This window comes from Paenibacillus sp. AN1007 (assembly GCF_040702995.1).
Lineage (GTDB): Bacteria > Bacillota > Bacilli > Paenibacillales > Paenibacillaceae > Paenibacillus.
In genome coordinates this window covers 4,549,476-4,570,103 of the sequence record NZ_CP159992.1, presented here as the reverse complement: position 1 = coordinate 4,570,103, position 20,628 = coordinate 4,549,476, and the positions used below count along the sequence as shown (strand labels likewise).

At 46.7% G+C, this 20,628-nt stretch carries 17 protein-coding genes and 1 tRNA gene; 14 read left to right on the top strand and 4 right to left on the bottom strand.

The window, feature by feature from the left end:
* Positions 1-1,740 precede the first annotated feature (1,740 nt).
* The 5 genes from ABXS70_RS20640 to ABXS70_RS20620 all read left to right on the top strand — a co-directional run bounded on the left by ABXS70_RS20640 (position 1,741) and on the right by ABXS70_RS20620 (position 7,700).
* Positions 1,741-2,130 carry a GntR family transcriptional regulator gene (locus ABXS70_RS20640; protein ID WP_366290454.1) on the top strand — a complete coding sequence of 130 codons (390 nt, stop codon included), beginning with the start codon at positions 1,741-1,743 and terminating at the stop codon, positions 2,128-2,130.
* Positions 2,123-3,025, top strand: a complete 903-nt coding sequence (locus ABXS70_RS20635) for an ABC transporter ATP-binding protein (protein ID WP_342554505.1) — start codon at positions 2,123-2,125, stop codon at positions 3,023-3,025. The genes ABXS70_RS20640 and ABXS70_RS20635 overlap by 8 nt, the downstream gene beginning before the upstream one ends.
* Entirely contained in the window at positions 3,000-5,039 is a 2,040-nt protein-coding gene (locus tag ABXS70_RS20630; RefSeq protein WP_342554506.1) for a hypothetical protein, read from the top strand. Before ABXS70_RS20635 ends, ABXS70_RS20630 begins: the two co-directional genes overlap by 26 nt.
* Before the next feature lie 459 nt (positions 5,040-5,498).
* Positions 5,499-6,419 carry a hypothetical protein gene (locus ABXS70_RS20625; protein WP_366290449.1) on the top strand — a complete coding sequence of 307 codons (921 nt, stop codon included), beginning with the start codon at positions 5,499-5,501 and terminating at the stop codon, positions 6,417-6,419.
* Between the two features lie 204 nt (positions 6,420-6,623).
* Positions 6,624-7,700, top strand: a complete 1,077-nt coding sequence (locus ABXS70_RS20620; RefSeq protein WP_342554508.1) for an alpha/beta hydrolase — start codon at positions 6,624-6,626, stop codon at positions 7,698-7,700.
* A gap of 116 nt (positions 7,701-7,816) precedes the next feature.
* Here the strand turns inward: ABXS70_RS20620 and ABXS70_RS20615 are convergent, their stop codons facing one another.
* On the bottom strand, positions 7,817-8,995 hold the full coding sequence (locus ABXS70_RS20615; RefSeq protein WP_342554509.1) for a MalY/PatB family protein: 1,179 nt from the start codon (positions 8,993-8,995) through the stop codon (positions 7,817-7,819).
* Between the two features lie 275 nt (positions 8,996-9,270).
* On the opposite strand from ABXS70_RS20615, the gene ABXS70_RS20610 reads away from it, so the two are divergent.
* The gene (locus ABXS70_RS20610) at positions 9,271-9,960 is read left to right on the top strand and encodes a stalk domain-containing protein (RefSeq protein WP_342554510.1); all 690 of its coding nucleotides are present in this window, start codon (positions 9,271-9,273) and stop codon (positions 9,958-9,960) included.
* 125 nt (positions 9,961-10,085) lie between these two features.
* Here ABXS70_RS20610 and ABXS70_RS20605 read toward each other — a convergent pair whose 3' ends face one another.
* Positions 10,086-12,107 (bottom strand): S9 family peptidase, encoded by a 2,022-nt coding sequence (locus tag ABXS70_RS20605; protein ID WP_366290444.1) that lies wholly within the window; start codon positions 12,105-12,107, stop codon positions 10,086-10,088.
* 189 nt (positions 12,108-12,296) lie between these two features.
* Here ABXS70_RS20605 and ABXS70_RS20600 point away from each other — a divergent pair, with 189 nt between their 5' ends.
* The 5 genes from ABXS70_RS20600 to ABXS70_RS20580 all read left to right on the top strand — a co-directional run bounded on the left by ABXS70_RS20600 (position 12,297) and on the right by ABXS70_RS20580 (position 15,568).
* Positions 12,297-12,860, top strand: a complete 564-nt coding sequence (locus tag ABXS70_RS20600; protein WP_342554512.1) for an STM3941 family protein — start codon at positions 12,297-12,299, stop codon at positions 12,858-12,860.
* 176 nt (positions 12,861-13,036) lie between these two features.
* Positions 13,037-13,432 carry a GntR family transcriptional regulator gene (locus ABXS70_RS20595; RefSeq protein WP_342554513.1) on the top strand — a complete coding sequence of 132 codons (396 nt, stop codon included), beginning with the start codon at positions 13,037-13,039 and terminating at the stop codon, positions 13,430-13,432.
* The gene (locus tag ABXS70_RS20590; RefSeq protein ID WP_342554514.1) at positions 13,425-14,123 is read left to right on the top strand and encodes an ABC transporter ATP-binding protein; all 699 of its coding nucleotides are present in this window, start codon (positions 13,425-13,427) and stop codon (positions 14,121-14,123) included. Before ABXS70_RS20595 ends, ABXS70_RS20590 begins: the two co-directional genes overlap by 8 nt.
* Positions 14,120-14,860: a hypothetical protein gene (locus ABXS70_RS20585; RefSeq protein ID WP_342554515.1), complete on the top strand. Its 741-nt coding sequence runs from the start codon at positions 14,120-14,122 to the stop codon at positions 14,858-14,860. Before ABXS70_RS20590 ends, ABXS70_RS20585 begins: the two co-directional genes overlap by 4 nt.
* A gap of 207 nt (positions 14,861-15,067) precedes the next feature.
* Positions 15,068-15,568, top strand: a complete 501-nt coding sequence (locus ABXS70_RS20580; RefSeq protein WP_342554516.1) for a hypothetical protein — start codon at positions 15,068-15,070, stop codon at positions 15,566-15,568.
* Positions 15,569-15,666: 98 nt separating this feature from the next.
* Here the strand turns inward: ABXS70_RS20580 and ABXS70_RS20575 are convergent, their stop codons facing one another.
* Positions 15,667-16,509 (bottom strand): WYL domain-containing protein, encoded by an 843-nt coding sequence (locus tag ABXS70_RS20575; protein ID WP_342554517.1) that lies wholly within the window; start codon positions 16,507-16,509, stop codon positions 15,667-15,669.
* Positions 16,457-17,812 carry a WYL domain-containing protein gene (locus ABXS70_RS20570; protein ID WP_366290438.1) on the bottom strand — a complete coding sequence of 452 codons (1,356 nt, stop codon included), beginning with the start codon at positions 17,810-17,812 and terminating at the stop codon, positions 16,457-16,459. Before ABXS70_RS20570 ends, ABXS70_RS20575 begins: the two co-directional genes overlap by 53 nt.
* Positions 17,813-17,971: 159 nt before the next feature.
* On the opposite strand from ABXS70_RS20570, the gene ABXS70_RS20565 reads away from it, so the two are divergent.
* The 3 genes from ABXS70_RS20565 (at position 17,972) to ABXS70_RS20555 (ending at position 20,625) form a co-directional block, all read left to right on the top strand.
* Positions 17,972-18,071, top strand: a tRNA-Asn gene (locus ABXS70_RS20565).
* Positions 18,072-18,241: 170 nt separating this feature from the next.
* Positions 18,242-19,735 carry a TROVE domain-containing protein gene (locus ABXS70_RS20560; protein WP_342554519.1) on the top strand — a complete coding sequence of 498 codons (1,494 nt, stop codon included), beginning with the start codon at positions 18,242-18,244 and terminating at the stop codon, positions 19,733-19,735.
* Positions 19,736-19,806: 71 nt separating this feature from the next.
* Entirely contained in the window at positions 19,807-20,625 is an 819-nt protein-coding gene (locus ABXS70_RS20555) for a nucleotidyltransferase domain-containing protein (protein ID WP_342554520.1), read from the top strand.
* Positions 20,626-20,628: the final 3 nt, after the last annotated feature.

Here is a 20,628-nt window from a genome sequence, read left to right as displayed (position 1 = left end):
AATAAATCATAAACGAAATAAACGATAATGAAATATAACGCAACATAATCAAAATAACATGAAGACATCAATGAAATGATTTGAATCGAATGGACCCAGAGATATAAACCAAAACATATAAACCAAAACATATAAACCGAGATATAAACCTAAATTATGAACCAAAAAGATATGAACCAAAAAGATATGAATCCAATATTTAAACTAAATGAAACAATAAAAAAGAGATGCTGCAAAATTTAAAAGTAGATGTCAGGTAGATAATTAGACCACACAGTAAGCAAGAAAATGATCTTCAAGTCTTTCTAATCTTTAAAGATTGAAACTTTATAGTCTGTTACATTGAGTGTCCATAACAAGAGGACAAATAGGGGTGTTTGTCTTTCAAAGAGTGGACAAAGCTCTCAAAAAGATACTATCTTTTGTCCATAGATTTAGATACTATATATAGACTAAAATCTTAATAATAAAACTTTTTATCTATATGTAGGTCAGGGGTGATGAGGGGGCGATCTGAAATATTTGTCCGCCTTTTGATAAACAAATCTCTGAAATGTGCACGAGAGACGGACGAGTTGGAAACGATTTGAAGTATTTTAGATACCCAATTTCACTAACCTGATCTAAATAACTTAATTTCAATATCCTGAGCAGCACAACGCAACTCAACAAACCTAAACAGCACGACTAACCAAAAAAATAAGACTCTCCTAATAAGGTGACTAACTTATATAATTTAACTGACTTAGATTAATTATTCCTAATTTAACTAACTAACTATCTAATTATCTAACTAACCCGCCCAGCCTAATCATATTAATTCCAACCTAACTCAACTCAAACCAATCCAAGTCCAGCCTAACTCAACCCAACCCCAATCCAACGCAACCCAATCCAACTCATCCAAACCGAACCCGATTCAACCCATATTATCCCTTACCACCCGAGTTCAGTACCAAGTTCAATCGCAGTTCATTCCCAAATTCAATCGTGGTCCAATCTAGACAGGCAGCTGATCCGATCCGTATTCCCAGTACATTCTCAATCTGCCAGATATTCCGCGTTCTAAAGGCAGCTGCCCAAGAATTAATGCAAATCTAAGCATTACAATGAGATAACCGAGGTACTCCCATCATATCGAAGGGGCCAGCGCAGAACAACCTTTCGGAGGCATTTTGTCTGAGAGGCATCACATGTTGCGATAATGACAAATAATAATATTTCCGCATACTCCATAAATGCAGCCCTGTCGTCGTATTACCCTCGTATCATCCTACGCGATGATTACCCATTCGATATCTTCATGTTCATTATCACTTTGTAAGAAATCTCTATCGCTTTGTCACACTGTACAAGTCATCAGGAGATTGAAGTTTTATTTAAAATGAGTTTGAGACACGCTCTCCCTGTAAAACAAATAGGATTAACAACAGCAGCTGACGCTCCTGCTCATTATCCTCACATATATCGATATGTCAATTATACCATATAAGGAGACTTCGTTAATATTTCATCCACCTGGGAAAAATCAACAAACCATGTTGACAATCTGTATTAAGTGTATTAATAATAGTAGTACAGTTAATACGGTGCGCGAATGGACGAATGAGGGGTAAAGATCTTTTTCCCAAATTAACTGATAAAGACTGCAGCTGAGCTAACTGGTCAGGAGTTAAGCCCAAACGAGCACCGTGGAGGCATAAAGGTTGACAGTTAACCATTTTAGAGAGGAGGTGCGGGATGTTCGAATTGGATGTACGCAGCCGTAAGGCGATCTATGAGCAGCTGATGGATAAAATCAAAGAAATGATCGTATACGGTATTCTGAAACCCGATGAGCAGCTTCCTTCCGTTCGGTCATTATCAACACAGCTCACCGTGAACCCGAATACAATTCAAAAGGCATACCGTGAGCTGGAGCGAGAAGGTTATATTTATTCCTTGCAGGGTAAAGGAAGTTTCGTATCATCATCTGTGGAACATCCGAAGGAGGCTATGAAAGATGAGATCAGAGAGTCCTTGGTGAAACTGATTGCTGAAGCTTCGTTTTCCGGTTTAACCAAGGCGGAGATGACTCTTTTGTTTGAAGAAGCGATGGCCCGTATAGAGAAGGAGGTGCCTCATGATTGAGCTTAATCAAGTCATTAAAGCTTTTGAACAGGAAAAGGCCGTTGATGGAATAAGTATGCACATACATAAGGGATCGATTTACGGTCTGCTCGGATCTAACGGGGCAGGCAAAACATCGCTGCTCAAAATCATTGCAGGGATCTATCGTCAAGATAGTGGAACTGTACGTATCGAAGGAGCGGAAATCTATGAAAATCTGGATCTTAAAGGTCGTACCATTTTTATGGCCGATGCACCGTACTTTTTTCCACAATCTTCGATAACTCACATGGCTCAATTTTACCGTTCCGTGTATCCACAATGGAGTGATGAGCGATTTAATCAACTGGCTTCTGTATTCAAACTAGATGTGAAACGCAAGCTTCATCGCATGTCCAAAGGCATGCGCCGTCAAGCCGCGGTATGGCTTGGACTCAGCTGTATGCCTCAGGTGCTGCTGATGGATGAGCCGATTGATGGCCTCGACCCTGTTATGCGGCAGCAGATCAAAAACCTGCTGTTCCAGGAAGCGGCGGAGCGTCAGGTAACGATCATCATCTCGTCCCACAATTTGCGGGAGATCGAAGACCTCTGTGACCATGTGGCTATTATGCACAAAGGCCAAATTATCGTACAGAAAGATCTGGATGACCTTAAGTCGGACACACACAAGATTCAGGTTGCTTTCCGCCACCCGGATCATGCCGGTTCGCTGCAAGAACAGGTTCACATTTTGCATGAAGAAAAAAGAGGAAGTGTCACCTTGTACATTGTTAAAGGTCATCGTGAAGATGTTACGGCGCAATTTCGTCTGCATGATCCGTATCTGCTGGATGTGCTGCCGCTGACGCTGGAGGAAATTTTTATCTATGAAATGGAGGGTGCGGGTTATGACATTCAACCGATTATACTTTAACCGCGGCATCCTGTACCAAAATCTAAGGCAGCATGGATGGCTGGGTATCATTTATCTGCTTCTGTTGTTATATTCACTTCCGTTATTTATCGGTACACAGTACCGAGATTATACAGAAGAAATCAGCACTTTGTTCAGAGCGCGTGGAGAATTTCACTGGTTCTTCGCGATAACGGTTCCGGTCGCGATCGCATTATTCCTGTTCCGGTACATTCAGGCCGGTGGGCCTGCTTCTGTATATCACAGCCTGCCGCTGCAGCGTAAACATCTGCTGACGATGAACCTGCTGACGGGATATGTGATGATTCTGGTTCCTATCTGGATTACAGCCGGAGTTACCGCGTGGGTGTCCGCCGCTCTGGAGGAACCTGCTTTTATTTTTGACGGCAGTGTGATCTGGATGTGGGGCGTGACGATGAGTGTGATCTCTTTGTTCATGTTTATGCTGACCGTGGCTGTAGGCATGTGTATTGGGCAGTCGATCTTACAAGGGCTTACTGTGTACGGTATCAGCCTGATTCCAATAATCTTCTGGGGAACTTTTGAGATGCATCTGAAGCGTTATTTGTTAGGTTTTCCAGAGCATGCGCTCAAATCCGGTATGGAAAGCATATCTCCGGTCACCCGAATGAGCGTCCTTCAAGATGCCCCAGGCTGGAGCGAAATTGGTATCTATGCTGGCTTGACGGTGCTCCTTATCGTTCTGTCATATCTTTTGTATCGTAAACGGCATGTGGAATCGGCCTCGCAGGCCATTACATTCCGCATTGTGAAGCCAATCTTTCGTTTTGGATTTATGTTCACGCTTGTGCTGCTGGGTGGTGCGTACCTTTCGGCAATTGCGCCCAGAAATTCGGAGTTATGGGGCATCACAGGATATATTATTGGAGGCATTGCCGGTTATATTGGAGCCGAGATGATTATTCGCAAAACCTGGCTAATCTGGAACGGTAGTTTACTGCCACGATTTGCTGCCTACGGGATTGCGGCGGCACTGATCCTGTACGTGCCTGTTGCGGATTGGAACGGTTATGCAGCCAATGTGCCCTCCAGGGACAATGTAGAGAAGGTGCGTATTGGCGGCGATCGTTCTATCTATGTTGATAATAAATATGTGAAGCTGGATGACGAAAAGTTATACTCTAACACGTCGGGGTATATCGAGGCGGTTCTTGACCTTCATCAGAAAATTGTGGATGCCGATCCGTCTCTTCAGGACAGGGGACAGAATCAATATATACCAGGAGAAGAGAGCGTCATTATTGATTATAAGTTAAAGAATGGGAAAACCCTGTCTCGGCAATACACCGTTTTAGAGCCCCATTTTCAATCGGAGTTCGAGAATATGAAAAACTGGGAGGATTACAAAATAACCAGATATGAAACTTATGCACTGGATGACGACGTCCGAAGTATTGGTATCCGGTCAAGTTTCCTCAGAGAGCGTGCTGTACACATCAGTGATCCTCAGTTAATCCGTGAATTCAAGGCGCTGCTGAAATCGGAAATTTTAGATCAAACGTATGAAGATCAGAAATCCGAGTGGGACTCTCTAGCATCAGCTGAGATTTATCAGAATTATATGGATGAGTCATCGCCCAAGCATATGTTGGATCGGCCTAATCTTAGTTCAACATATGAGATTAAAGCAACCTATAGCCGCTTGATTCAATGGCTCAAAGATAACAAGCTGTATGATCAGCTGCAGGTATCCACGGACGAAATTGCCTCAGCCCAGTTTATCAAACAGGAGACTAACAGCCCTGGTAAAGCTAAACTGGTTTATCCTGATCCGCAATTTATCGATGAAAACCTGACTGGAAACCGAAAAGTCGCGACCAAAAATAAAAAAATTATCAGCGAACTGCTCCAGCGTCAAAGATCGGGTCATTACACGGAAAGGGATACTGTCTATCAGATCAAGCTTAATTTTGTCAAAGGCCAGAGTGTCTATATGATGTTAAAAGAGGAAGATCTGACAGAGGACATGAAAGCAATTTTGGTAACGCCTTAAAACAAGCTGTAAACTGTCATGCACATCGTAATTCATTGCACTTAATCTGCAGAGTTCGTTAACCTTTGCAAAATAAAGTACTGCAGCATCCAGCTTGACCAAATCACTTATGTGGAATATATTAGAAAAAAAGATTCAACTGATTCGCTGGTTCAATGAATCTTATAGGGAACGGCTCATGAGGGAAGCACCCGTAAGAGCAGGCATACTGCCTGACTTACGGGTGCTTTTTGTCGTTAGCTGGATTGTTAGGGAGAATCTACAGCAGGGTCATGAATCAGGTCGTTAACCGGGCTGTTAGCTAAATCATGATCCAGGTCCTTATTTCAGGTCATTAGCTGACACGGGCTAAGTCGTTATTTAGGTCATTAGTTAGCTTAGCCAGTGACTTCGTCCTTATTCGGGTCAGCGGATACTGTCATTGAATCTTGAGCAATGGAAAAGAGGAGGAATTAACGTATGCATCTGAACTTCAAGGAGAGAGCAGTAACAGGGCATTATTTAACATTCATGAAACAATCGAAAAGGGTTGGGGCGAAAGAACCGGAGAGAGTATTGATGGGACAGAGACTGCTCATTGTGTTTGCTGTGATGTTCAGTATTGGAGTGGTTTGGTGTTCAGCTGCAGTACACGGTGAGGGTATCGGTCTGAATGTAAATGCAGAGAAAGCCTGGAACATGGTATTGGACAAGGCGGATGCACAGACCAGACGTTCCCTGCAGCAGTCCTATGAGAGTGCTGGGAAGTGGAAGATACAAAAAGAGATGTGGGAACAGAAAACCAAACAGCTTCGGACTGAAAATGCAGCTGTATTGGTGCAGCTTAAAAAGAGGATAAGAGATACTGATGCTGCCAAACTGGCGGCTCTTCAGGAAACATTGGAGCATACGCAGGCGCGTTACGAACCGCTGTTTCAACTCTACACCTCACTAAACAAGCAGCGATCTGCGGCCAAAGCTGTTCAGAATAAAGAGTGGAGTGCAGCTGTTCGTGCTCAGACGGACAAGTTGAAATCGATAGTACAGCTGGCTCGGGAGGATATTCGAGCGAAGAAAAAGGATCTTGCTGAAGCACGCAAACGGAAAAATACCGAAGTGAAGCGGCTGCGAACGATGTTGAAGGGAACGGGTACTGTAAAGAAACAGATACAAACAGCCAGGAAACAGGTCAGTCTGTCCAGAGAAAGATATTCCAATGTGCTCCGCAGCTTCAAGCAAACGCTGAAAAAGGGTCAGCCTGCACGCGTATTAAACGCTCTGGGCTCCGTGGTTTCTTCGGCTGAGAGGTGGGCATCTGCCAACCGGAACTTATATACCCTAGAGCAGAAAGTAACTGCGATCTACGTGAAAGTCAGTCAGGAGATTAAAAGCAGCTCTTGAACAAAGCGGCTTTCTAATCCGATGTTTGATCCGCTGCTCGCTCTCTATCTTATAGAAGAAATCAGCACATATCTTAGTGAGAACTGATGTTACCTGAATAGGATAGAGCAGCAAAAGAAAGCGCTCATACGAGAAACTTGATCTGCTCTGATGCGTACACTCTTTTAAATAGGTTAGTTCGGTAATCACGGAGCGAGGTGCAGGTTGTTGCAGACCAAGGTAGAGAAGAAACATGAAGATAGCGCCATGTTGAAACGTGGGAACAAAACCAATTCGAGGCATGCAGGCAGAACAGGGTGGAAACGTAAACGTTACTGGCTCCCTATCGCTGTATTGGTTCTGGTTACAGGATTTGTAGGAATCAGTGCGCAGTTTACGCCCAAAATAACTGTTTTTTTGCTGAAGTCCGGAATTGAATGGATCTCTTCAAACGGGAACAGCAGGGATACGAATGAATGGGAAGGGATTACTCGTATTAGCGATACAGCCTACGCCAACGAAGGCCATCAGAGCAGTACAATGGATATTTATTATCCGTCTACAGCAGCTGGAGCACTACCAGTAATACTGTGGGTTCATGGCGGCGGGTGGGTAATGGGCGATAAAGAAGATATCGCCGACTATGCGGTGCAGTTAGCCAAACGTGGTCATGTGGTGGTCAGCATGAATTATGCACTAGGACCGGATACAACCTACCCCATGCCTGTAATTCAAACGAATCAGGCGTTAGCTTATATTAAAAATCATATCAGTCAACATCAAGGGGACCCGAACAATATATTTCTTGCAGGCAATTCGGCAGGTGCTCAGATTGCAAGTCAAACTGCGGCGGTGGTGACAAATCCCGACTTGGCAGAACAAATGAACATCGCCCCTTCGCTTGAGCCAGGACATTTAAGAGGAGTGCTCTTATTTTGCGGACCTTATAACCTGGGCACAGTCGAACGTACAGGTTTCCCCTTTATGCGTACATTTCTGTGGTCATATACGGGAACCAAGGCATACGAACATGATCCGCGTCTGAATGAAATGTCAACGGTACTTCAGGCCTCCGCTGCGTATCCACCTTCATTTATAACCTCCGGAAATGATGATCCCTTGACTGTACAGTCCATTGAATTGGCTGAGGCGCTGAAACGTCAGGGTGTCACAACGGAAACATTGTTCTTTGAAGCCACTTCGGAGAAATTGGGGCATGATTACCAGTTTGATCTGGGAAGAGAGGCTGCACAGCAGGCAATGAAGGCAACGGTTCAATTTATCCAGAATTATAAATATTAGTAGGGATAGGCTGCATGTCGACATTGTCTGGCTGTACAAAAAGAGGGTGTCCCGGCAGTTAACCATGAAGAATCATGGTAAAAATGCCGGGACACCCTTAGGTTTACTTTGATTGTTTACTTATCGACCAGAACCAGTAATCTGCGCATGGCCTCTTCAACCGTTGCACGTGGACAGGCTGCGTTGATGCGCATGAATCCCGCACTTTCTTCCCCGAATACCACTCCGTCGTTAAATGCGAGTTTGGCCTCATGCAGCAGTTTGCTGCTTAATTGTGCATGATCCATGCCTAATCCACGGAAATCGACCCATAACAAATAGGTTGCTTCTGGTAGATGAACATGAACGCCGGGTATATGCTCTGCAATAAACTGCTGTATATATTCCATATTACCGCGAATGTAGGTCAGGCATTGGTCAAGCCAGTCTTCAGCACCGTTATAGGCTGCTTCGGTGGCTGTGGCTCCCAATGTGCTGATGCTGGACAACCCCATGGTGGAGACACCTTGGGCAAAATGCGCCCGCAGATCGGCATTTGGAATAATGATATTGGAAGTAGATAATCCCGGGATATTAAACGTTTTGCTCGGTGCTGTACAGATGATGCTGTGATCTGCGATCGCTTCCGAGATCAGGCTCAGCGGTGTATGGGCTCCGCGTTCATACACAAGATCGGCATGAATTTCATCAGAAACGACAAGTACATTATATTTTAAGCACAGCGCCGCAAGTCCTTCCAGTTCCTCGCGAGTCCATACGCGTCCGACCGGATTGTGGGGGCTGCATAGAATCAGCATTTTCACTTTACCGGTCTGCAGACTTGCTTCCAACTGGTCCAGATCCATCGTGTACTGTCCCTGCTTTTCGATCAGCGGATTCATAATCAGCTCCCGGCCTTGATCCCTCACTACATTATAGAAGGGGGGATACACTGGAGTTTGAATAATAACAGCGTCCCCTGGCGAAGTAAACTGCTGCACTGCTATGCTGAGTGCTGGTACGATACCTGGCGTAAATACGATCCAGTCTGCATTGATTTTCCAGTTGTGGCGCCGTTCCATCCAGTCTGTGACTGCAGCATGATAGGCTTCGGTACGAAGGGTGTAGCCCAAAACTCCATGACTCACTCGTGTATGCAGTGCTTCAATAACGGAGGGCGGAGCAGCAAAATCCATGTCGGCCACCCACATCGGGAGTGCATCTGTTACACCGAAGAAGTGCTCCAGTCCGTCCCATTTCTCGGAACCGGTAGACAACCGGGTCAATGGTGTATCAAACATACTGTGATTTACCATAACAAAAGGTCCTCCTCGAATCATTCATTCGTTGTTGCGTCCTTCAAACAAGACCTCATTATCTAATACATCGTATAATTTCGCAACTTCCAAACCATTTTTATATGCCGCAAGTCCTGATTTCTGCAGATTTTATTTACAACCTTTCATCAAGTGCTTATGATATGGCTAACATGAAGTGAGATTAAGAAATAAGGGTATACAATTCCTTGTTATAAGAATTATGAATTCGCGGCATCGTATTATATTCTATTGAATTTTGGAGGAGAATAAACATGAAGAACAAAAAGTGGCTGATTGCTGCAGGTGTATTTGGCATGGTACTTACAGGATCAGCAGGTGTGTACGCAGGTACGCAGCTGGAGACCATCAAAGCATATCTGAATCATGGACTTGCACTAGAAGTAAATGGACAGAAATTTACACCGACAGGTGATCAAGGTAAAAAGCTTGCACCGATTACGTATCAAGGCAGTACATATCTTCCGGTTCGCTCCGTAGCAGAAGCATTGAATACCGAAGTGAAATATGATGCCAAAAATAATAAGGTAAGCATCGGTTCTTCCAGCTCTTCAGGCGGATCTGCATCTAGTGGTGGCGGTGAATCAGCGTCTCCAACCACAGGTACGAACACTCAGGCTTCAGGCGTGAAGTCCAAGTATTTGCCAGCTGATTTCCCGCTGCCAAAGGATGCTAAAACAACCAGCCTTATCGAGAATATGGTTGATGGTAACAAAAAAGTAGTCCTCATCTACACAACCAAGGAGAACTTGACGACAATCGGTACATCCTACAAAACCTATTACCAGAACAAAAACCTGACTCAAAAAAGTGAGGATATTCAAGCTGATGAATTCAGTATTTTGGGCCGTGAGGAAGGCAAGTACGCTGTGACCATTACAGGTAATGTGTCCTCGGACAATAAGGATCTAAATGAAGTTACTGTCATTTGGGGAGAAGAATAAGAGGTTAGTGCTGTGTCTCTCTATTGAAATAGAGCAAGCCGTTGGTCTGCAATCCTTAGGGATGGCGGACAAACGGCTTTTTAACGTGCACTGCAAGGCTTCTCTTCGTACAGGTTCAGCTTATATCACAGGTATTCGTTAAACCACCCGATGATATGCTCCAGTCTACGTATTCTCAAGTGAGGATGTCCTCCGCGGGACAGCTCATGGTTGGCACCAGGGAAGCGAACAAGACGAGTCGTCTGCTTAAGGCGTTTTAACGCTACATACAACTGCTCGGCCTGCTCAATCGGGCAGCGGAGATCTTGTTCGCCATGAAGAATGAGCAGGGGTGTCTGCACATTGCCGACATAAGCGAGCGGGGAATGCTTCCACAGTTTTTCCGTGTCCTCCCAGACGTTTCCGCCAATCTGATCCTCCGTGAAAAAATATCCGATGTCACTGACACCATAGAACGACAGCCAGTTGCTGATGGATCGCTGGGTAACAGCGGCTTTGAAGCGGTTGGTATGACCGACGATCCAGTTGGTCATAAAACCGCCATAGCTTCCGCCTGTTACGCCCAATCTGGATGGATCAATAAAATGATATTGTGATAAAGCATAGTCCACAGACTCCATCAGGTCCCGGTAATCACCGCCGCCGTAATCTTCACGACAGGCATTTACGAACTGCTGTCCATATCCCAGACCTCCACGCGGATTGATATACATTACAGCATAACCTTGAGCAGCAAGAAGCTGAAACTCGTGCATGAAGGTGTAACCATACATCATATGCGGGCCGCCGTGGATTTCAAGAATGGTTGGGACTTTGACACCCTCGACGATGCCATGAGGTTTCATAATCCATCCCTGCAGCTGCATTCCATCGGAGGACTCGAGCCAGAACGTTTCCGGTGTGCTCAGCCATATATCCTGTTCCAGTTGTGGATTGCTCCGAGTGAGGCGTACCGATTCGGCCCCGGCATCATTCGGCTGCTCATACAGATACAGATCACCTGGATGCTGCGGATCGGCAATCGCCGCTACAATCTGGCCTTGTGCCAGCTCGGCAAACTGATATATCTCACATTCATCCGGCAAAATGTAATCGGCATAACTTCCATCCACTGCAAATCTTGCTATCCGCACGCTGCCATGTATGGAAGCAAGACAGAGAATGGATGAGCCATCCCGTGAGTACATCGGACCTGTCGTGACGAGATGAGACCGCATGTCACCGACCAGGCTGTGATGCAGCTGCACATCCCAATGCGTGCTTAAACATTCGGGTGTTCCGCCCGTTATCGGGAGTACATACAGCTTCACAAGGGTAGCGTTGCCATAAGAGCGATCGCTGGCGAGCAGGGCCAGCGACTGTGCATCGGGTGCAAAAGCAAGCCGGTAAAACGTGTATCCTTCCGGGGTTAATTGCTGGAGATCTGATCCGTCGGGTTTGGAGCTATAAACATGATTGGTTAACGTAAAGTCACTGTAATCCTCGCCTTTTTCAGGCATTTGGGTGATCCAGGCAATCCGTGTTCCATCGGGTGACCAGGCGTAATCGCCGATATCATAATGACCTGTCGTTACAGGTATTGCTTCTGCGCTGATTGGCGCAATAACAAACAGATGAGAATGCCGGCCGTTCCATATTCCGCTGCTGTCCGATTTCATGCGAATCCGGTCTATGACCTTTTCTTGAGGAAGAGTGTTGTCTTTACCGGTCCCCTTCGTGGGGTCTGCCAATGGTGTTCCCTGCTCTTCATCCATATCTACAGAGGATTTTACAAGCAGTGTTCTGCCATCCGGTGACCATAAGAAGGAACTCACACCATGTTTCAGATGACTGATCTGCTGAGCCTCACCACCATCCGAAGCAATGAGCCACACCTGAGAACTGCCGTCCACCTCACGTATAAAAGCAAGCTGTTTCCCATCCGGTGACCATGCAGGGGAATGATCGTTCTCACCAGAGGTAAAGGGCCTGTCCTTCCGACTGTCGAGATGAAGCAGTCTCAAGTGAGAACGATAGCCGTTATGTTTGTCATTGACTTGTCGGCTAACATAGACCAGATGTCCACCTTGGGGAGACGGAACCGGATCATTAACCCATGTAATCTGAACCAAATCTTCCGATGTCATACCGCGTTGTTCGTTCATCATGTGCCCTCCCGTTATCATTCAGATTGGATAATTTCCTAAGCTTTCCATTTATATTAACGGAAAGACAGGCAGGGGACAATAACTTACTGAATGAAGTATGTTTAAGATCAGCTCGAAATGGTTTAATGTACAATGCAGTTCCTGTTTTGAACTGTGCACTACATAGCGGCAAGAAGGAGGAAGTTACGCTTGAACACATCTTATGGGCAGCACGTGGAATATCCGAGCAGGAGAAGAATGGCTTGGCTTACAGCAGGGTCGGCGCTTTTTGTGAGTGCTGGGTTCTTCCTGATGTTTGACCGTTCATCAGAAGCAGGGGCTTCCATCATATCAAGTGTGATCGGCCTGTTATCGGTCCTCTTTTTTGGAATATGTTTCGTTTATAGTTTGGTACAGATGATTAGGAAAGAGCCTTCTTTTGTCATGAATGAGCACGGATTTATTGATTCTTCCTCTTATACTGCAGGCGGAAAAGTGGCATGGGAGGATGTTGAACATATTTTTATGTATGAGCTGATGGGACAGCAGATGATCGGTGTTAAACTTCAGGACGAGAAGGCATTTCTGGAGCGTCATAACGGGATGAAACGCAAGCTCATGATGGCGAACAGCAATATGGTTGATGCGACGGTCAGCATTGCTCAAAATAGCATTTCCCTGCCGCTGGATCAGCTGTACCTTAGAATGTTGGAGCATTGGCAGCATGTGAAGGATAACAGGGCATATGACTTGAAAAGCACGAATGAATACTGACTGCCTAGAGCTGTTTTATCGGCTTGAAGCAGTCTTTTTTTGAATCGTATATAACGACTAGAGGAGCAGGTCTTAGCGATCTGCTTTTTTTGTAATGAAAAAAATAGGCTTTACAACACTATATCACTAGTGTACTATGTAACTAATACAGTGACACGGAAAGGAGCGAAAATATTGTGCCTATAGATTTTGACAACAATCTGCCAATTTATCTGCAGATTATGCAGCACATCAAACGGCAGATTGTAACCGGAACCCTCCAGGCAGGGGATAAAATTCCTTCGGTTCGTGAACTGGCTGCCGAACTGCAGATTAATCCGAATACAGTACAGCGTACATTTCAGGAACTTGAGCGGGAAGAAGTGGTTGAAACAAAGCGGGGGTTGGGCAGATATGTAACAAGTGAGGAGAGGAAGATCATGCTGATCAAAAAGGAAATGGCCGGTGAACTGCTGGATCGCTTTCTCACCGGAATGCAGGAACTCGGAATTGAAGAGCAGGATATTGTGTCCATTGTGACGGACGCTTTGGCAGAAGGTAGTCAGAAGAAAGGGGAACAGACACATGAGTAACATACTTGAACTTAAGCAGGTCAACAAAGTATACGGCAGGAAGCAGGCATTAAATAATGTCTCACTCCATATCGCTCCTGGACGAATCGTAGGACTGCTCGGCAGCAACGGCAGCGGAAAAAGCACATTGATGAAACTTGTTGCAGGTTTGCTTCATCCTGCAAGTGGAAGTATTGAGGTCACGGGCCAACCGATCGGTCTGGAGACGAAATCGCTCGTTTCATTCATGCCGGATCGTCCATTAACCGAGAAATGGATGAAGGTAAGGGATGCGATTGCGTACTACCGTGATTTTTTTGCAGATTTTGATGAGGCAAAAGCACGGGAGATGCTGGAGTTCATGAGTCTCGCAGAGGATGATCGTGTTAGTCACCTGTCCAAAGGCATGAATGAGCGACTGCAGCTAACACTGGCATTGTCTCGCAAGGCGCGATTGTATTTGCTGGATGAACCCATTGGCGGAGTCGACCCGGTAGCCCGGGGCAAGATTCTGGATGCCATTGTTAAGTTTTACGATGAGGACAGCAGCCTGATCATTTCCACACATCTGGTGAATGACATTGAACGCATTTTTGATGAAGTGATTTTTATTCGGGAAGGCAAATTGGTGATGCATGAGGAAGTCGAGACAATAAGGCTGAAACATGGAAAAAGTGTAGATGAGATGTTCAAGGAGGTCTATGCAGAATGATGACATTGTTGAAGTATGACTTTAGAAGAAACTGGAACACCCTGCTGGCAGGAGTCGTGCTCCTGATTATCGTTCAGCTGGCGCTGACCATATTTGTATCTGGCGTCACTGGAAATGTGCTTGGTATCATGGCATATGTGGGAGCAGGTGTGGCGATTTTTGTGAAAATGATTAAAACCTATACGGCAAACATTCGCTCCTACAATCGACGTCTTATCCCGGTAACGGGGCTGTCTCATGTCATGTCGCCTATCATTTTTGGTGCGCTTTGCGGACTAGGCCTGCTGCTGCTTGGTTTTGTCCACGTCTGCCTGTATGTCACAATGAAACTGGAGCTGAGTTTGTTAGCGTTTTTTGATGTACCGAATATAAATATTGCTGAAGTCATGAGTACATTGTTATTTACAGGCTGGATTGTTTTATTTATGACGATCATTGTCTTTTTCTCCATTAGCGTCGCAGGCACTTTTCGCTGGAAAACAGGCCCATGGATCGGGATCGTCACGTTCTTGATCTTAATCAACCTGCTTAGTTGGCTGGAGAATGTTGTTTTTGAAGGGAAGTTCAGTCCCAACGATCTGTTCCAGTTCACCGAAGAAAGCACGGGCATCTCATTTTCAGCCAACGGTGTCATATGGGCCGATGGTCGGTGGGGAACTACACTGTTTGAAATGGCGCTTGCTGCAATTCTAGTGTGGGCCATCATTTACATGAACAATAAAAAAGTAGAAGTCTGACCCCTGCGTCAGCAAAAGAATACAGGACGGGTATAACGGGCGGCGAAGCTGCTCGTTTTTCTTTTTGGAAGAAATGATAGGATATATGCACCCTATTCCAGATTGAATACGTAAATTTATGTATAATGACTGCGAATAGAGTAATAAAAGATGGATTAACATGATGAGCATCATTAGACAGGGCAAAAACAGGAAGGAGATAGAGATATGCAGTTATACTTCAGAGATAATTTTTTCAATGCCGGATATACCGAAATTTTGAATGCCGATCAGGAGCGGGCAGGACACCTGGATTTGAAAAGTGTATTTGGATCATCACTCGATGTGTCGGATGAAACGGGGCTGGTCTGCAGCGGTAAATTCCGCATGTTAACGAATCGCTGGGACGTGACGGCAGCCGACGGTACACATCTGGGACTGCTGCGAGCAAGATTCAGTTTTTTCAGCAAAAAGTATGAATACGATGCGGGCTCGCGCGGCATCTATGAAGTGTTTGCTCCGGCATTTTCCCAGGAATATGATGTGACCGACGGAGCCGGACGTATGGCAGCAAGCTTCCGCCGAACAAGCGGCTGGTTTAGTTCCGGAGCATTTGTGCTGGATAACCAATCTGAATACCTGGACACTTATGAATTGGTTGCTGTGGTCATGGGAGTGCATGCCATTAATAAAAGACGGAATGCAGCGAACAGCAGCAGCTCTTCATAAATCCCCGGCAGCATTCCGTCTGTTTGGCTTGTAATGTTCAGCACATCAGATCAGGCTTCCTTGTTGTTAAGCCAGCAGTAGGCAGCGGATTATCTATGCTAATCGCCCTGTGAAGCCGTTCCTTGATCCATCTGCCCAGACTCGGACTGCGCGTAACGTGCCAGTACTTTGGCAGCCGTTTCGGACATACGTTCCTGCAGGGCGATGTGGTTGCTGATTCGGACGCGCTTGCCAAGAAAACGCATTTTGGACAGAACGTAATCGATCTCGTTTCGAGGAACCGTTAGCAGAATCCGGTACAAGTGATCTGTTTCGTTGTACTCGACTTGTCTCTCAAAGCACGAGAAAGCATACAGAATACGGGATAATTCCGCATTGAACTCCGGAAGCACCTCGATGGTAATCGTCGTTTTGCGTTTCTCGGTGATCAGGGCTATGCTCGCTTTGTATCGAGCTGCGGCCTCCGGTTGGATAGGCCGAGGCTCCAGCCTGGTGATGCTGTGCAGCTTGGTGGACATTAACCTCGCAAAATGAGGCGCATACCAGAGCACATACCATTCCTTTTTAACCATCGAATATTCGAGCTTATACGGAAATCCGAACTGCTCCTGACCTATGCGTCCGCTGCGAATACGTCCTGTCATCTGAAACCCCTGGCCGTTGAGTATCATCTGCCGTAACGGTCTCAGCAGCGGATGGGAGACGCTGTTTTCTTCGCTCTTGGCTTTTTCGGTCAGGTAGTCCTGCAGATTCAAGTGCTGTTCGCCCTCCAGCATGCTGTTCAGTTTGGCCAGAACTGCTGGACTCAGTGCCTCTTGTGCCGCGGGATGTTTCATCATCATGCGCAGCCAGGCTCTTTCTTGTGAAGTCCAGGTGAATAATCCCGTCTCATTCAGCCTCGTCATGATCTGGTAGTTGAACATTTTCTCGAACAGGTTCATAATACGCCGCAATCTCCTTCCATTCCTCAATCATCTCCTGGCGCAGCTTAGGAGGAGCCAGAATCTCGCAGCTGGAGCCAAAACTGCGCAGCCAGGGCTTAATTTCGGTGGTGCCGTTGACCTGAATTTCATACAGAAAGGTCTGATCCGTCTCCGGGGTAATCGTTCCCCACTGTCCCTGCAGCTTCACGCGATCCAGAATAAAGTTGCGCTGACCATCTGTCGGATGGAAAAAGCGCGCCTGCACCGTCACCGTACGCCCCGTATCGACAAGCCAGCTGAACCGGCTGATCTCCGCCCATTCTTGTTTCAACTGCTGCATATGCTCTTCTTCGATAGAGTGAAGCTCCTCGAGCTGGGTGATGCCCTCCATACGAAACTTTACGAATCTTCGCCGGCTCTGATACCCGATCACATACCAGCGGCCGTACTGATGATCATAAACCACCTCAATCGGAATGATCCGGTTAGAGCTCCCACCAGCCTCGCGTTCGAACTTCGGATTGGTATTTTGCGAGCTGTAGCTGGACGGTTTCTTTGGTGAAAAATACTTAAACTGCACACGTCTGCGCTGGCGGATTGCACCGAGTATGGTATACAGATGTGCTTCGTCCAGAATACGTGAATAATAATGGTACTTATAAATATATGGCTCTGTTGCTTCTTCCTGCTGATAATTTGCCTTAATTACTTTTTTCAGACTATCCCGTAATAAATATCCCTGCACCGATGGAACCTGCGTATTCGCCATAATGTCCACGAAGTCGTACAGTTCCAGCTGCTCCTCCGGCGTCAGCTTGGTCAGCACATCCTGCTGCAGCGCATATCGATAGGGACGGCCGCCAGGTTCTCTGCGAATGGCGCCCACTTCCTCCAGATACTTTAGATCCGAGCGGATCGTTTTCTCATCCGGCAGAGCCAGTTCCTCCGGCAGGTCCGCGCAGCATGCATCAAGCAGTTCCATTGCGGTCAAGGCAGCATCCTGAAGTGTACGTATAATAACAGACAGGCGCTCCACTTCGGTTTCTTTCATGGATTTGGCGCGAAAAAGGAAGAGCAGCAGCGGCTCGGCAGACTCGCCGTATTGAAATCGGACAAGGTCCGTTATCTCCGATCCGCCCTCACTGTCGGTGTGCGGGTCTGTCAGGCTTTGGCGAATGTCTCGCAGCTTGCGCTGTGTTTTATCAAAGGTATGTACAGAGATGCCCAGTCGTTTGGCGTACTGCTGACGGTTATATGCACCGCTGGTCAGAGACAGCATCCGCAGGAACTGAATCTCTTTGTCGAAGCTTTCTTTAGCCATGTGTCTCACTCCCGATAGGACTGTGTTTCTTTCATTGTAACAACATAAACGCCTGCTTTCATCGCAAAGTTGCTCTAATCGCTCGAAGAAGCCCAAAGTCGTCATACTTTCACCATGTTCGTGTAACCAGGTGTCAAGCATAATTAGGGTGTGAAGCGGGGCAGTGAAGAAGCTCGGCGGATCTGAATTCCGAGGCGCCTGGGAGGGTTACTTCGACTGTTAATCGACCGGGTCGTTGGTTCGAATCCAATCGCCGCCGTTCGTGGCGGTGTAGCTCAGCGGTAGAGCAGGTATAACCTTCCCCCTTTTTCCTCGGAAGTATTTCATAAAAGCAAAAACGAATAATTTATAACGCGAGAAACTATAGAGCTGTTATCGACAGATTTAGTTAAGATCATATTTCGTTCTGCATTCAGGAGGTGATGTGTAATGAGCAGAGCCAAATCATTATTTAATGCACCTCGATCCGTGCTGCATCATCATGATGAATATACAGCATATGAGCGGCTGGTGGAGGAACAGTATATTCAGATGCTGATGACAAACACAATGAATAATACGTTCTATGCAGATGAACATCAGCTGATGCAGGAAGCAGCATACAGCCATCAGGAGATGGCTGAACTGGATACGGGCTTCATGTCGCGAGCCTTGGTGTATGCCCGGAATGAAGGGTTCATGCGTCTGCAGCCTCTGTACGGGCTGGCTGTATTGTCCGGATTGGACCCGAAGCAGTTCGGGAAAGTGTTCTCCCATGTCGTGAAGACGCCGGCGGATCTGGCGGATTTTCTAACCATTTTGAGAGGAAGCGGACGGGGGCAGGGGGGACGTGCAGTGAAGCGGCAGATCAATCAGTTTCTGAACGAAATTAGTGAATACTGGGTGATGAAATATAATGGACGCGGGCGTGGTTACAGTTTGAGTGATATGGTCGCCACCGCACATCCCCGTCCAAAAGATGAGAAGCAGCTGGCCTTGTTCCGATACTTGCGAGGACATGAGACAGACCTGGCGTTACTCCCGCAATTGCAGGCACTGCAAAAGCTGAGAACGACACGTAATCCGGCCAGCCAGATACACCAGATCGAGAAGGGAAAGCTGCCGTATTCCGTGGTGACCTCCATTCTTCAGCCAACACGCCAGATCTGGGAAGCCTTGATGTTCCAGATGCCGATGTTTGCCATGCTGCGCCATTTGAATGCGATGGACCGTGCCGGTGTTTTTGCTAAGAAGAAAAATATCGCTTACGTCACCCGCCGTCTAACTGATGCTGAGGCACTGCGTCAATCGCGTATACTGCCCTTTCGCTTTGTCAAAGCATATGAGACGGTGCAGCGTACAGAACTGCGGGAAGCCCTGGAACAGGCTGTAGAGCTGTCCATTCACAATTTGCCACCACTGCCGGGAAGAACAGCGATCTTTCTTGATCGTTCCGGCTCCATGCAGGGAGACTATTTACGTATCGGTTCCGTGCTTGCCTTGGCACTGTACAAACAAACCCGGGGCAGTTCGCTGTTCTGGTTATTTGACCAAAGGGTTCAGGATGCTCACCCCGCACTGGATAGAGCCATTTTGGCCCAGGCAGATCAGATTCGTGCACAAGGTGGAACGGATACGGGAAGACCTGTACGAGAGCTGCGGGAAGCTGAAGAGAGGGTGGATCGGATCATTATGATTACGGATGAGCAGCAAAATGAAGGCAGTCCATTTTACGCTGAGCTTGAACGATATCGGCGGACAATGAATCCGCAGCTGCAGGCCTTCATTGTGGATATTACCCCGTACAGACAGGCGATGGTCCCGCCGAGGGACGGGCAAACTTTTTATATCTATGGCTGGAGTGAAGCCGTGCTGACTTATATTGCGGACACCATAACAGGATACGAGACGATTGCCGAGCGTGTACGGAGCATAACACTTTAGATCGTTTGACTCGATCATAGTGCCGGACTTCACAGCAATGTTTAAATCGGTGGACAGAGGAGGAGAGCGAGATGACACATGTAGATCAAACGATGAGAGGTATCATTGCGGGACAGCTCGCTCAGATTGAACAGGAGGAGCAGGTTCGCATCATATATGCCTGTGAGTCAGGCAGCCGCGCGTGGGGATTCCCTTCGCAGGACAGTGACTACGATGTGCGTTTTATTTATGTAAGGCCCTTGGCGTGGTATTTATCGATTGAGGATCAGCGGGATGTCATTGAACGTCCAATCAGTGATCAGCTGGATATTAACGGATGGGATATACGCAAGGCGTTGAAGCTGTTCCGCAAGTCCAATCCGCCCCTGCTCGAGTGGCTGCAGTCCCCGATTCAGTATGATGAGCGGTACAGCGTTGCAGAACAGATTCGGGCGATATCACCACTGACTTTTTCGCCAAAGTCATGTATGTACCACTACCTCAATATGGCCAAAGGCAATTTCCGCGATTATCTGCAGGGAGAACAAGTAAAGATCAAAAAATACTTCTATGTGCTGCGACCGCTGCTCGCCTGCAGCTGGATTGAGCGTAATGAAACGATGCCTCCTATGTCCTTTGAAGAACTTGTAGAGGCCCTGATACCTTCGGATACATCGCTGTATACGGAGATTCATGAACTGCTGCGGCGGAAAAAAGCAGGAGAAGAGATGGATATGGAACCTCAGCTTCCAGCGATTCAGGCGTACATTGCAGCGCAAATTGCACATGTGGAGAAGATAGTTGCTGGAATTGGAGGGCATGACGCTGTGGAGTTTGAAGTATTAAACCGGATCTTTCGAACGGCTGTGCAGGAGGTCTGGGAGAGAAGGAATGAAACCCCCGAGGAATGAGCG

Excerpts from the sequence above, each read along its gene's own strand:
- ABXS70_RS20635 (WP_342554505.1), top strand. The coding sequence starts at position 2,123 with ATGATTGAGCTTAATCAAGTCATTAAAGCTTTTGAACAGGAAAAGGCC.
- ABXS70_RS20625 (WP_366290449.1), top strand. The coding sequence starts at position 5,499 with ATGCATCTGAACTTCAAGGAGAGAGCAGTAACAGGGCATTATTTAACA.
- ABXS70_RS20580 (WP_342554516.1), top strand. The coding sequence starts at position 15,068 with ATGCAGTTATACTTCAGAGATAATTTTTTCAATGCCGGATATACCGAA.
- ABXS70_RS20560 (WP_342554519.1), top strand. The coding sequence starts at position 18,242 with ATGAGCAGAGCCAAATCATTATTTAATGCACCTCGATCCGTGCTGCAT.
- ABXS70_RS20605 (WP_366290444.1), bottom strand. The coding sequence starts at position 12,107 with ATGATGAACGAACAACGCGGTATGACATCGGAAGATTTGGTTCAGATT.
- ABXS70_RS20570 (WP_366290438.1), bottom strand. The coding sequence starts at position 17,812 with ATGGCTAAAGAAAGCTTCGACAAAGAGATTCAGTTCCTGCGGATGCTG.
- ABXS70_RS20615 (WP_342554509.1), bottom strand. The coding sequence starts at position 8,995 with ATGGTAAATCACAGTATGTTTGATACACCATTGACCCGGTTGTCTACC.
- ABXS70_RS20590 (WP_342554514.1), top strand. The coding sequence starts at position 13,425 with ATGAGTAACATACTTGAACTTAAGCAGGTCAACAAAGTATACGGCAGG.
- ABXS70_RS20555 (WP_342554520.1), top strand. The coding sequence starts at position 19,807 with ATGACACATGTAGATCAAACGATGAGAGGTATCATTGCGGGACAGCTC.
- ABXS70_RS20575 (WP_342554517.1), bottom strand. The coding sequence starts at position 16,509 with ATGAACCTGTTCGAGAAAATGTTCAACTACCAGATCATGACGAGGCTG.
- ABXS70_RS20640 (WP_366290454.1), top strand. The coding sequence starts at position 1,741 with ATGTTCGAATTGGATGTACGCAGCCGTAAGGCGATCTATGAGCAGCTG.
- ABXS70_RS20630 (WP_342554506.1), top strand. The coding sequence starts at position 3,000 with ATGACATTCAACCGATTATACTTTAACCGCGGCATCCTGTACCAAAAT.
- ABXS70_RS20585 (WP_342554515.1), top strand. The coding sequence starts at position 14,120 with ATGATGACATTGTTGAAGTATGACTTTAGAAGAAACTGGAACACCCTG.
- ABXS70_RS20610 (WP_342554510.1), top strand. The coding sequence starts at position 9,271 with ATGAAGAACAAAAAGTGGCTGATTGCTGCAGGTGTATTTGGCATGGTA.